We start from the raw sequence: 13532 nt of genomic DNA on the forward strand, positions 1-13532 counted from the left end.
GGTACGATTTACAGTTCACAATTCAGACTAAAGCCGAAATACCGAAGTAGGGGTAAGGCCGTCGATTCAAGACCTAATGAAGAATTGTTGACGTTGAAGGAGGAGGCTTCTGGAGCAAATCCATCCGTCTTGCGCTGTAAATAGAACAGGTTCCGGCCATAGACACCCGCCCGGATACTGCGGAAGGGCGTTTTGTTGACCCACTTGGCTGGAATACTGTAATTGAGCGTCATTTCCCGCAGCATCACATAACTGGCGTCATTGAGAAGCTCTTCTGATACAACATTGTCTTTATCGGGAGCCACAACGTTCCAGTAATCCTGCGCTCGTACGGTTTTGGTATTGGCCTGTCCGGTTCCGGTCCAGGTGCCATCGGCCGATTTCGAACCGACAACTCCTTCCGCCACATAGCTTCCATCGCGGCCTGGCAGCGTCTTCTTGATCGTTCCGTAAATCAATTCTTCGCGTAAGCTCTGCGAGTATACTTTGCCACCCTGGCTGACGTCAATCAGACCTGACAACATCAGGCCTTTGTAACGGAATACGTTGTTGAAACCACCAATCCATTTAGGCAATGCATTGCCCATTTCGTACAGGATTTTGGCGTTTGTTTTCACCGGAAGGCCCGTTGCCGGATCGATGATCCGGTTTCCTGACCCATCCCGAAGCCACTGGAAGCCATTGCCGAGAATCGTACCAAAAGGCTTGCCCGGAGTCGCAATAACCTGTACACCCCGATCGCTACCCAGAATGTACGTTGAAACGCCTTCTGCCAGCGAAACCACTTCGTTCCGATTGTGCGAATAGTTCAGCGTAGCGTCCCAGGAGAAACCAGATGCCGTTTTAACGGGCGTTGCGTTGAAAGACAACTCGATACCGTGGTTACGAATTTCCCCTGCATTGATCAACCGCGATGTAAACGTACTCGACGGGGGTAAAGGCACATTCAGAATTTGATTTTTGGTTCCGGCATTGTAATACGCAAACGTCAGGCCCAGGCGATTTTTGAACAAACGGGCTTCGACGCCAAATTCTGTTGATGTGGTCAACTCGTTTTTCAGGTTTGGATCGGGAATGGTCGATGCAAACGAAGCGAGGGGGATGCCGCCCTGGGTGTATTGATCGAGGGAGTAATTTCCGTTGAGTTGATACGGACTGCCCGAACTGCCTGCCTGTGCCCATGATGCTCTCACTTTCAGGAAACTCAGTGTAGGACTCTGTAAACGAAAGGCATCCGTCAGGATCAGGCTGCCGCTGACGGCGGGATAGAAGAACGAATTGTTTTTTGGCGACAGTGTCGACGACCAGTCGTTGCGGGCCGAAAAATCAATAAAGGCCATCTCTTTATACCCTACCGATCCTGATGCATACACCGAATTGATCGACGACTCGGTAAGGCCAAATACATACGAATTCGTTAGTGTGTTGTTGATGATGAACAGGTTGGGTGCAATAAATTCATTGCCCGTATTTCCGGTTGTACGGGAATAATAGCGTTGATGGTTGGCGCCAATGTTTAAACCGAATGAAAAATCCTCCGAAATTTTGGGTGTAAGTGACAGCAAAACATCGCTGTTATCCTCGCGGGTACGCGTAACTTCTTCCGTGATGTCGCCATTTTTGTTGGTGGTTACGTAGGTACCTTTGTCGCGATACCGGAAACGCTGATCGGTATAAAAATCCGTTCCGGTCCGGGCCGTCAGGCGAATCCAGTCATTGAACTGATAACTCAATTTAACCAGGCCAATAATACGACGACGATCGTCGGAATTGCGTGTACGTGTCATCGTCCAGTAGGGATTGGCAGTCGATGAGTTGGTTGCATACGTCTTTTCGAGACCAACAAAAGCGGTAGTACCATACCCGAGTTGCTTGGCAATATCGGCGGCAGTCCAGGCCGAGTTCGCCAGAATATCCATTGGCATACTTCTTGGCTGGCTGATGAAAATATAAGCCGGATTATCGGCGGCATCGGAAACCGTAGGGCGATTTACCCCCGCCTGAGCAATGTAGTTGACTTTAATATCAGCTTCCAGCTTCGATGTTACTTTGGCCACGGTGCGCAGGCTGATGTTATTGCGGTTGAGGGTGTTGGTAGGCACATAGCCATTAATGTTCGTATTGGAATAAGCCAGACGATAGCTCACCGCATCATTCCCACCCTCCAGACTCAGGTTATTGACCATCTGTTTTTCGGTATTGAAAAACTTCTGAAACGTGTTTGGCTGCGGTGTGAGACTCAACACATTGCCCCACTGATCTTCATACTGCTGACCATCCATGCGAGGGCCCCAACTGGCTCGGGTGAAGCGATCGCGGCCACCACTCATCTTGGGAATGCCCTGAATACCAGCTGCCTGAGCCGCAGCCCAGGTGTAAATTTTGCCGTCGTTACCCCGGAAATTTGTGAAGGTGCCATCCAGTCCCTGTGCGTATTCGTCCTGAAAATCAGGCAAAACCAAGGCATTGCCCAGCGAGTAATCGATACCGTATTTAACACCAATGCCTTTTCGGTTTTTACCCGATTTGGTTGTAATCAGAACAACGCCGTTGCTACCCCGTTGACCGTATAGGGCTGCCGCGTTGGGTCCTTTCAACACGGAAATTGTTTCAATATCTTCAGGGTTGATATTGGAAATTCCATCGCCATAGTCAATACCGCCCGTGCTGCCGGGGGCCTTTGGATTTTGATTGTCCATTGGAATACCGTCAATGACATACAGTGGCTGACTGTTTCCAACGAGGGAGTTAGCACCCCGGATGATCACCCGCGACGAGCCGCCTGCGCCATTCGCTGAGCGAGTTACCTGAACACCCGCCATTTTTCCGGCCAGTGTAGTGGCTACGTTGGCTTCTTTGGCCGTTGAAATGTCCTGCCCATTTAATTCCTGGATTGAATACCCCAATGAACGCTTGTCGCGCTTGATACCGAGGGCCGTTACGACTACTTCACTCAGCACGGCGTTGTCTTCGGCCAGTGTTACCGAAAGTTCGGTTCGATTCCCGACGGGCACTTCCTGCCTGACAAATCCAACACCCGAAAAAATGAGCGTTGCTGTAGGGTCAGCATTCACCGAAAACTTACCGGTAACATCGGTAACCGTTCCACGAGTGGTTCCTTTTACGAGAACGTTTATACCCACTAATGGCTCTTTTTTAGCATCCAGGACCGTTCCCTGAATAGCTGTCTGGGCCCACAAAAACCCAGAAATCAAAAAGGCTATCATACTCAGAGATAGCCTTTTGAGGGTAAATGAACGGAAATGTCTTTTCATATTTCTTAACAATTTGTTAATAATTTATTAACACTAATTTAATATTGACATTTCCAAAACTAACAAAATAATGAACACAGGCTGGTGTCGACTTATAGATAGCCGTGTGTTTATGGGTAAAAAAACGCCTTTACGGGTAAGATTCTGTGTTGAGGGGAGGTTAATTGCTGGCCAGATTACTGGTGGCCTGATGCTGCATGATCAGCATAACCAAAAGGCAATTGACTTGTGGGACTATAGCGGAAGTGATAGCGTTTGCCAGATAGGGAAACAATGGGAAACAGGATGTCTCTTTACTCCAGCCACTGATACATAACCAGCGCATCGGTAAAGCCTAATGTCTGGTGGTGAAAGGCTTTGGGCAGCGTACCAATAGCCTCAAAACCACACCGTTTCCAAAGCCTGATCGCTACCTCATTTGTGCTGACAACGCTGTTGAACTGCATGGCTTTAAAGCCTAACCGCCTGGCTTCATCCAGCGAAAAACGGCACATGGCTTCGGCTATACCACGGCCCCTGCATTCAGGTTTCACCATATAACCCGCATTGGCTACGTGCGAACCCAAGTCGGGCTGATTGGCTTTGATAAAAAATGTGCCGACTACTTCGTTTTCCAGCTCACAGACATATGCGTACTTCTGTGGGTCGAACCAAATGTCAAGCATTTTCTCCCGTGACGAATCAGGAGCGAAAACCCAGGTGTCACCTGTCTGAATAATGTGGCTGACGATGTCCCAAACTACATCCGCATCTTTTTCTTCGATCCGTCGGAAACGCATACAGCACTATCGATTCTGAATGAATTGGCAAGATACATCGCCATCGGGTAAAATCTTATCCGCTTTCTTACCGTGTCAGCAGGCCCGCATCCAGCACAAACTGCGAACCGGTTATGTATCGTGCTCCGTCGGAAACCAGGTAGAGAACCATAGCCGAAACGTCTTCGGGTTCTACCCAGGGTACGGGAAGTAGATTGCCTGCCGACCGTTCAGCAATCGCCTGTGTGGTAGTACCTTCGAGTTCGGCCAGGCCATCGTTCATGGGCGTATTGACGCCGGTTGGGTGGATCGAGTTGACCCGAATGTTATGCGGAGCCAGTTCAATGGCCCACGATTTGGTTAAGCCAACCAATCCCCATTTTGAGGCTGCGTAATGACTCAGGCGATTCATACCCCGTAGCCCGGCAATGGACGAATTGTTGATGATAACACCACTCTTTTGCCTGATCATAACCGGAATCACATGCTTGGCTACCAGCCAGGCACCCTTCAGATTGATGTCGAGCATGGCGTCCCATTCTTCTTCGGGAAGTTCGTGCGCCAATCCGTAGGCACAGATGCCCGCATTATTGAAGAGAATATCGATTCGGCCAAAATCGGCAACGGCTGCGTCAACGGCCTGTTTTACATCATCATTGCGTCGAACATCTCCCTGAACGGTAAGACACCCGACCCCCAACGCTTCTACCTCGCGCTGCAACGATTCGAGCTCTGATTCGGAGCCGAGTTTATAACCGGGATAGGCCAGGGGTTTGGCCAGATCAAAAGCAACAATATGGGTTCCCTCTTTGGCTAAAGCAAGAGCTACAGCCCGGCCCTGACCATGAGCCGCTCCGGTAATGAACGCTACTTTTTTCTGTAAATCAGCCATTGGTTACGGTTGGTGTTGTTGGGTCAGGGGCAAATAGGGATAGAGGTAATCGTCAATAGTAACGTCGAGCACATTGTTAAACACGTTTGTGGCAATCATCTGCCCAGCAAAGGCAACCAGTACCACAATCTGCTGATCGGTATAGCGTTCGGCAATGGGTTCGTAGAGTTCGTCAGGAATCTCTCCCTTATGTTGCGCAATTGCACTTCCGAAGTTGATAACGGCCTGCTCGTGTGTACTGAGCTGTAGGTCTTCGGGGCGTTCGCCATTGTCAATAATGATTCGCCGGAAAAAAGTGGTGCACAGCGGGCAGTTCGATCCTTCCGAAATGGCGTGGGCAAACAGATAAGCCAGCCGGTCGCCGAGCGTTTTCTTCACTTCTTCATACAGCGGGTACCATTGCATATAAATCTGGAATGAAAGCAACGATCGGCCAAGCGTTGCTTTCATGTTCGTGATTCGACTACCTGGATAATCGGTAACATGGGCGTCGAAAGCCGTCTGTACGTCGGGCGTAACGTCGCCAGAGGGAAGGGGTGTTATCCGGGGCATAGGAAATGGCTAGTTGATGATTTTGCTGCGTTTCAGAATCGTATAGACATAACAACCAGCGCAAATGCCTGCCAGTGATTCAAGAGCCGCAAAAAGGGCTAATGTAATGGTCAGAACGAGCGGATTGCCACCCAGCAGATCTATTGTCAGAATAGAAGCAGCAAACATCATACCGACACCAGCCGCAAAGCGTTTAGGGGCCTGATCGATCGGGCGAACCGGAAAGTGCAGTGCTTTTACCACGTTATCGCTTAGTCGGGCTAATGGGCTAAACTTTCCGTAATCGAACGCCCGGAGTGCAAAATCAACCAGGAGTACAACCGGCAGCAGCCAGAAACGGCTAAATATATAGGCGATTGCGATCAGCAGTACAAAGAAAGCGACCGTCCGCACTTTATTTTCATTGACTTTCACCCCATCGACCGGGCAATCCAGTTCCGATTGACGAAAACCAGCCAGTTGATTCTGGGGCTTCTGAATAGTTACGTTTTTCATTGATCGTTACGTTTATAATTGACTAAGTCGTTGAGCAGCTTCCTGCAAAATTGCGTCTTCTTTGGCAAAGCAGAACCGCAGCATTTGGTAATCATTTTTCTGCTGATAAAAAACAGAAACGGGAATCGACGCTACGCCAATTTCTTTTGTAAGCCGCACGGCCAGATCGTAGTCTGGCTCGTCGGTGATATTGACGTACGAAACCGTCTGAAAAAAACTACCTTCTGCCGGTTTGAAGCTGAACCGTGACTGGCTCAGTCCAGCCAGAAACAGATCACGCTTTCGTTGGTAGAAATCCGGTAGTTGCCGATAGTGATCCGGATCGTTTAAATAATCGGCCAGCGCATACTGAATAGGCGTAACCGTACTGAATGTCAGGTACTGGTGGATTTTTCGAAATTCAGCGCTTAATTCCTTCGGTGCCAGACAGTACCCTATTTTCCAGCCTGTAATGTGAAATGTCTTGCCAAAGGAGCCAACGACAAACGTACGCTCCTGTAAGACCGGATGCGTCATCAGCGACAGGTGTGTCCGATGATCGAACAGAATATGCTCGTAGACCTCATCGCTCACGATCCAGATGTCGCGATCCTGAATCAGATCGGCTAGTTGCTGAAGGTCATCCGTTGTCCAGACCCGTCCGGTAGGGTTATGGGGTGTATTGACTAAAATCAGCCGGGTTTTGTCGGTAATTTTCTGACTTACTTCCTGCCAGTCGATTTGATAATCGGGTGGTGTCAGCGTCACATAAACCGGAACCCCGCCGTTCAATTCGATGGCAGGAACGTAACTATCGTAGGCGGGTTCGAATACGATAACCTCGTCGCCCGGCCGAATCACCGCCGTAATGGCCGCAAAAAGAGCTTCGGTAGCTCCCGACGTAACCGTTACTTCAGTGTCGGGGTCATAAGCAACCCGGTATTGATCGAACGCTTTCTGAGCCAGTGCTTCCCGCAGGGCAGGAACACCCGTCATAGGCGCGTATTGATTAAATCCCTTTCGCAGATAGCGCTCAACCAGCGACACCAGTTCGGGCGAACAATCGAATCCCGGAAATCCCTGTGAGAGATTGATGGCCCCGGTTTCGGCTGCCAGCTTCGACATGACCGTAAAAATGGTGGTGCCAACATGGGGTAATTTCGATTGGAGGCCAGTGCCTAATGTCGTATTCATGAAAATTGTGTTTAAAACGTGTTACGGCAGGAGTTCTTGCAGCGACAGTTGAATCGTATGCAGATAGGGTTCTAATTCATCGATACTGTCCAGCACGCGCAATAGCATAACATCATATTGTCGCTGACAGATCCACATTTCCACAAAAAGAGCATCAACGGCGTAGAGGTGAATCCAGTAGCCCGGAATTCGCCGGATCTGCAGTGATTTCCCCTGTCGCCAAACCGTGTCCAACTGGCCCTGATAAGTCAGTTCCTGGAAATGAGCCGCTCTGTTCTGATTTCGGTCGCTTTGCATACGATAACTAATCCATCAATGATCTCCGTAACGTTTTTCTCCGGCCGTAACTGCCAATACCAGCTTGTTTTGTTTCGGCGGCAGCGGACAGGTTGCATAGGGAGTAAACGCGCAGGGTGGGTTTATGGCCTGATTAAAGTCGAGTGTGGTTGTGCCATCGGGGCCTGGCTTGTCAGCGTACAGGAACCGCCCCGACCCGTAGGTTTCGTGGGTATTGGTGGCGTCACCAAACAGGATAAATAACTTTTGTCCTTCACCAACCGCATCGAGCCGGTAGGTTTTGCCCGCTCGCTCGAAGACAAGAGTACCCACTAACGGTTGTTGTGATGTCAGGCCGAGTACGTCCAGAATCGGAATGGTTTTTGGAACCGATGGGGTTTCCACCCGCGCTTTAACCTGCCAGCTCTCTTCGACCGGAAAACGCTCGACACCGTGAAATTCGCTTACATAAGGGCTATTGAGATCGCGTAAGCGAATGCCATATTGATTGCCCCGTTTAATGATAAACCACCGCAGCGAGCCATGAGCCAGGGTTAGGGGCTTTTGATTTGGACTAAAAACGACGGTAGATTCAGTTAGGGGCTTCTCATTGGCCGATACGGTTGCTCCTTTGTTCGGAACAAAACGAACGTCTCCTTTTTCCAGATAAAGCTGGCCCAGATCGGCGGGGGCATCGGCTACCGGGAAAGCAATATCAAAATCAGAACCCCGACCGAGTGAGTTTTTACCCTCTTTCAGCCAGAATAGGCCAGCCAGATTGAGCCAGCCATTTTCGCTCTTTAACGAAACGACACGTTTCTGATGCCATTGATCGATTTTTTCCCGGTAAGCCGGATCGTCGGCAATACGAAACCCTGATACCACAAGCGTCAATAGCAGACAGAGGGCCATAAACCAGCGTGAGTACACCGTCAATGATGATGATTTCCGGGCCATCTTATTGTCCCGGAACGCCATTAGATTGTTTTCGAGTTTGTGTCGCATAAAATTCAGGTTGTAGTTAGTAATGAAGGTAATCCAGTGATTTATAGTATGTCGTTGTAAAAACGTCGGCAAGCCGTAAGCCTGATCTTATCCCACGGCTCCATACACGAGCCGGAAATAACGTTTTTGAATCAAAGAAAAATAAGCCCAAATCGACAGACTACCGATATAGGCCAGAATGACCAGCATCGGATAGCCCAGGGTCAGGTATAAACCAAGCCATAACACGATCAATCGGCCAATTTCAGGGTACAGTACCCATTGCCGTTGTTCCAGCAGTGCTCCGCAATTAATTACTGTCAGCAAAATAAAGAGGGTGGTCAGGATCTTTACGGGTATAGATACATAGCCATCAAACAACAGGTAGGTAAATAAGATCAACAGGATACCTGTCAGTTGCCCAACGACATAGCCCCGAAATCGTCGGCTTGTAGCCCGTACGGATGAGCGCAACAACAACTGATTTTCTAATCCCTCGCGAATCGTCGGGTCAACGGCATCGGGTTTGTCGAAAAGAAGCTTGATTTTAGCCCTGAATCCCGGTGTTCGACGGGCGTGTTCAACTAACTCAAGCAGAAAATGAAAATGCTGCCAGAGAAAGCTATGGCTGTCGAGCTGTTTGGTTAAGCCATAAACGGGCTCTTCCTGTTCTTCGGCAAAGGTGCCAAACAGTTTGTCCCAGAAAATAAAGACGTCACCATAGTTCTTGTCCAGATAGCCGGGATTGCTCGCGTGGTGAACACGGTGGTGCGAAGGCGTCACGAACACATACTCGAGCCATCCCAGCTTGCCTATTGTGCGGGTATGAATAAAAAATGGATAGAGCCCGTGAACCAGCAGCATGGTTGTGATCATTTCGGGGGGAAAACCGATGATCGGCAAAATCGACCAGAAACCCGTGCGTACCACGGCCTGAAAGACCGTAATGCGGGCCGAAACGGTGTAATTGAAATCTTCGCTCTGATGATGCACTACATGAACGGCCCAGAATACATTGATTTCATGAGCCAGTCGATGATACCAGTACCAGACAAAATCGGTGGCGATGAGCAAAGCTATCCAGGTCAGGGCATTGGTTTTAATGTCGAACAGGGCATAGTGTCGATGTAAATAATCGTACACGAAATAAAACGCGCCGACTGTAAAACTATCGATCAGCCGTTCGGCGATGCCCACGTTCAGGTTGGCAACCGAATTGTTAAATGAAAAGTACTTTTTCTTCTGCCATCTGGCAACGAGGTATTCCACCCCCATAAAAAACAGGAACAAGGGAACGGCAAAGGCAATCCAGTTAATCTGCATAGGTATTCGCTACTACTTATTTATAAAATTGTCGCCAAAGACCATCGTTCGCTTTGGCGACACCATGCTAATTCTCTTCCTGACCGTTCGACAATTGGGTAGCCGGAACCGTCAGATGCTGGCCGAACAACAGCGCATTCAGGAACACTTTCGAGGTGCCATGCCAGTAACTGCGGAAGTTCGGGTTATCGGCGAACAGCACGACCCGCCCGGCTCCTTCCGGACTCACAACCACAGCCGCCGAATTGCTGATTTTCTTCAGATTTTCTTTCGAGACAAACCCGCTCACATAGGGCGACGCGGTGTATTTTACCACCGTGCCGTAGGGACTGCTGCTCGGCTTGAGAATGGTCGTTCCGTTGCGGAACACAAAGATTTTACGGTCAGAAAAACCAAATCCAAGTGGGTTTGTAATGTCCAGATCGGCCGTATAAATCGAGCCAGCCACGGCACGAGGCCCTTCTTTGGCCGCAATATTGACAAAGTCGATACGATCGTTCGGGCGGGATGCTGCCGATTTGCCCGTATCTGCCTTCACGATGGCAGTTGGAGCCAGTAGGTTTTCTTTAACCAGACCCTGTTTGATTGCCCATTCCGATGCGTTTTTGAGGGTGATTAGCGTACCGCCCTCTTCAACCCAGTTTTTCAGTCGGGCAACAACCGCTTTGTCGAGCGATGCGTACTGACCGCCCACCAGAATCACGGTGTTGTAACGGCTCCAATTCGCCCGTCCGGCGTTACTGATTTCGATTTTTGTGAGCGGTAGTTTCAGGTGTTCACTCAGCAAAAACCAGACTTCACCTGCTTCGGATGGGTTAACGCCCTGGCCAACCAGTAAAGCGGCTTCGGGCTTTTTCAGTGTACGGATGTTGTTGCTGCCCAGATCGATGCCCCCTGCATTGAAGCCCGTTGAAACACCCGTAAATGTTACGCCAGCCTGTTTACTGATCGCGTTGACTAGTTTGTAGAGCGAATCGGCGCTGATAGATTGAACGGCTACCGGGATCACAATGGAACCGTATCCGAAATCACGATTTGGGTCGTCTTTTACGGGATTAATGCTTTGCGGACCTGAGCTGGAACGAGCCACTGTATTCACCTGAAACGGCTTCAGCGCTACTTTGGCCTGAACGCCTGCCTGTTGCAGCGCTGATAGGGCCGTCGATGCGTGATAGTCGGCCCAGTTCAGCACATAGGCGTAGGTCGATGGGCCGTTAAGAATGCCTCCTGTTATTGGCTTTGCCGCCGAAATCGGACTGCCTTTCACCAGAGCCGCATCTTTCAGTTTGGCATACGGAAGTCCATAACCATGCACCAGCGACCAACCGGTTACGTCGTAAAAAACACTGTCGTGAAAGGCCGTCACTTCCTCAAAAAGTGAATGAACAATTCGGTAATTGGGCTGTGCAGTCGGAACGACATAGGCTTTGCCTGGTGTAAAGGTCTTGTTCTCGACGGTAGCGCGCTGAGGTAGCTCATACACCTGAATGTGGTGTTGCAGGAGTGTTTCCAGGAAACGATTGGTCAGATTATCGTCCGTAGCGCTGCCAAATACGTAGGCTTTGGTCGGAAATTTCTGTGCGTCGGTCAGGGCTGATGCGAAGAAGTCTTTCTGGTGTTTCAGGTAAACGTCTTTTTCCTCAACGGCTCCTTTTATGGCGGCTAAACCGGTTGCTACATGGTTCCGAATCGTGAACGGGAATGTCACGACTCCGTTGGTGCCCTCCTGCGCCAGTCCGCGTGAGCTACCCACTTCAAATGTCACGCCAACGCCCCCGGTAAAATCGGGATAGGTAGACCCATAGATGGGAGAGAGGTTATCGAACTGCTCTTTGGTCCAGTAAAACGTGCCGAGATTATCCAGAGCTTTGGCAAAATATTTCGCCAGTTTCACATTCAGCACATCGTAGGTAGCGCGCGGAATCAGGTCGTTTTCGGTGCTGTAGGGTTTCGATGGCTCAAAATAGTAGGTACTATTGGTGCCCATCTCGTGAAAATCGATCATCACGTTTGGATACCAGTCATGGTGAAACTTCATCCGGTTGCGACTCTCGATATGAGCCAGCGGAAGCCAGTCGCGGTTGAGGTCGTTCAGGTAATGGTTAAAACGTCCACCGGGCCAGAGCTCGTTATGTTCGCGGTCGAGCGGATCAGTAACCGGTGGGAATGATTTATGCTGATTGAACCATTGCACGGCGCGATCGCGACCATCGGGGTTTTCGGCTGGATCAAGTGTTACAACAGCTTCATTGAGCCACCGGCCTGTTTCGGCGTCGGTCGAAGCCGTCAGGTAGTAAGCTGTCAACAGGGCCGCTTCGCTGCTGGAGTTTTCATTGCCATGAACGGTATAGGCCAGATGAACAACAACCGGTAACTTACCGTAGTCGGGTGCCGGAATTTTTGGATCTGCCAGTTGCAGATGGTCTTTACGGATCTGCTCCAGATTCTTCTGATTAGCAACCGATGTAAAGAACGCGATGACCTGAGGGCGTTCTTCATACGTTTTGCCAATGTTGATCAGACTGACCTTGTCGGATAGCCGATCGAGCTCTTTGAGATAAGCTACAATTTGATCGTATCGTGTGTAGTGAGAACCAATTGGGTAGCCCAGAAACTGCTCGGGGGTTGGAATCGTGGGGTCGAAGGTGGGTTTGTAGCCAGAAAAATAGTACGTGTTCTGAGCGAACAGGGGTGGAGAAAGAGCTATAAATAATATAGTCGATAGGTATAGTAGATTTAGTTTGTGCATGATGGGCGTTTTTTTACAAACTTATGGGTTTTTCAATATGAAAAAATAGTTCATCTGCTTTTTTTGACGCTATTCGTCTGATTTACCGACCGATAGGATTTTGGGAAGTAAAATATTGGACATTAGATTGACGAGGTGCCAAGCTTGTATCAGGCAGTAGGTTATTGCCTGATACAAGCTTGATTTTAGTACTTAGTATCAAAGCCAGTTAGTCAGTTTCTTTAGGGCATTGGCGGAATTAATTCAAATTGCGTGATTGATTCGGAACTTGATCGACCCACTAACACTGTTACTTTACCAGTACTAAGTTGATCTTATTAACTGCCTGGCCTGGATTCTTCGGGAAGGGTTTACTCAATACTGGATATTATGCGAATTTTGATCGTTGAAGATGAAGGGGAAGTCGCAGCGCTCATCAAAACGGGTTTAGAAGAGTATGGCTTCGAGGCAACAATAGCGGGCGATGCTATGGAAGCTCAACAAAGGCTGGCTGAACGGGACTATGATATTGTTATTCTTGATGTGAATTTGCCCATCATCAGCGGATTTGATTTGTGCCGGATGATTCGGAACCGCTTTGAAACCCTGCCAATTCTGATGTTGACTGCGTTTGGGAGCACGACGAGCAAACTGGATGGATTCGATGCGGGTGCGGATGATTACCTGGTGAAACCGTTCGAATTTCGCGAACTCGTTGCCCGGTTGCGGGCACTTACCCGGCGAAACTCTGTCCAGTCAACTGACTTGCCGGTTCTTAAAATTGCGGATCTGGAACTGAACCAGCAGAGTAAAACGGTAAAACGCGGAAATCAGAAAATCATGCTGACAGCCAGGGAATTGGCTTTACTTGAGTTTTTTCTGAAAAACCAAAATCGTGCCCTGACCCGTAACGAAATTATCGAGCATGTCTGGGATCTTAATTTCGATACGGGCACCAATGTAGTGGATGTGTACGTCAATTATTTACGCAAGAAAATAGACAAGGATTTTCCACTCAAGCTAATCCATACCCTGAGTGGTATTGGATACATTATGCAGGACACCGACGACTAACT

The 13532-nt window shown here is 49.2% G+C and carries 11 protein-coding genes; 1 reads left to right on the plus strand and 10 read right to left on the minus strand.

Translation table 11 applies throughout. The annotated features are described in order from the left end of the window. Positions 1–8: 8 nt before the first annotated feature. The 10 genes from GJR95_RS04885 to GJR95_RS04930 all read right to left on the minus strand — a co-directional run bounded on the left by GJR95_RS04885 (position 9) and on the right by GJR95_RS04930 (position 12477). Positions 9–3227 carry a SusC/RagA family TonB-linked outer membrane protein gene (locus tag GJR95_RS04885; protein WP_232541085.1) on the minus strand — a complete coding sequence of 1073 codons (3219 nt, stop codon included), beginning with the start codon at positions 3225–3227 and terminating at the stop codon, positions 9–11. Positions 3228–3568: 341 nt separating this feature from the next. Beyond that, complete coding sequence (locus GJR95_RS04890; RefSeq protein ID WP_162384813.1) at positions 3569–4054, minus strand: GNAT family N-acetyltransferase; 486 nt, start codon at positions 4052–4054, stop codon at positions 3569–3571. A 67-nt stretch (positions 4055–4121) separates the two neighbouring features. Beyond that, positions 4122–4925, minus strand: a complete 804-nt coding sequence (locus tag GJR95_RS04895) for a mycofactocin-coupled SDR family oxidoreductase (protein ID WP_162384814.1) — start codon at positions 4923–4925, stop codon at positions 4122–4124. A 3-nt stretch (positions 4926–4928) separates the two neighbouring features. Next, positions 4929–5477: a carboxymuconolactone decarboxylase family protein gene (locus GJR95_RS04900; RefSeq protein ID WP_162384815.1), complete on the minus strand. Its 549-nt coding sequence runs from the start codon at positions 5475–5477 to the stop codon at positions 4929–4931. 9 nt (positions 5478–5486) lie between these two features. Next, on the minus strand, positions 5487–5972 hold the full coding sequence (locus GJR95_RS04905; RefSeq protein ID WP_162384816.1) for a DUF4395 domain-containing protein: 486 nt from the start codon (positions 5970–5972) through the stop codon (positions 5487–5489). A 12-nt stretch (positions 5973–5984) separates the two neighbouring features. After that, a complete protein-coding gene (locus GJR95_RS04910; RefSeq protein ID WP_162384817.1) occupies positions 5985–7145 on the minus strand; it encodes a methionine aminotransferase in 1161 nt (386 codons plus the stop codon). A 21-nt stretch (positions 7146–7166) separates the two neighbouring features. Further along, the gene (locus GJR95_RS04915) at positions 7167–7442 is read right to left on the minus strand and encodes a hypothetical protein (protein ID WP_162384818.1); all 276 of its coding nucleotides are present in this window, start codon (positions 7440–7442) and stop codon (positions 7167–7169) included. Between the two features lie 15 nt (positions 7443–7457). Beyond that, on the minus strand, positions 7458–8426 hold the full coding sequence (locus GJR95_RS04920) for a DUF1684 domain-containing protein (RefSeq protein WP_232541086.1): 969 nt from the start codon (positions 8424–8426) through the stop codon (positions 7458–7460). 87 nt (positions 8427–8513) lie between these two features. Then, positions 8514–9728, minus strand: a complete 1215-nt coding sequence (locus tag GJR95_RS04925; protein WP_162384819.1) for a sterol desaturase family protein — start codon at positions 9726–9728, stop codon at positions 8514–8516. A 67-nt stretch (positions 9729–9795) separates the two neighbouring features. After that, a complete protein-coding gene (locus tag GJR95_RS04930; RefSeq protein WP_162384820.1) occupies positions 9796–12477 on the minus strand; it encodes a M14 family zinc carboxypeptidase in 2682 nt (893 codons plus the stop codon). A gap of 369 nt (positions 12478–12846) precedes the next feature. Here GJR95_RS04930 and GJR95_RS04935 point away from each other — a divergent pair, with 369 nt between their 5' ends. Beyond that, positions 12847–13530 (plus strand): response regulator transcription factor, encoded by a 684-nt coding sequence (locus tag GJR95_RS04935; protein ID WP_162384821.1) that lies wholly within the window; start codon positions 12847–12849, stop codon positions 13528–13530. Positions 13531–13532: the final 2 nt, after the last annotated feature.

Origin of the sequence: Spirosoma endbachense, assembly GCF_010233585.1 — a bacterium.
In the GTDB taxonomy this organism is placed as follows: Bacteria; Bacteroidota; Bacteroidia; order Cytophagales; family Spirosomataceae; genus Spirosoma; species Spirosoma endbachense.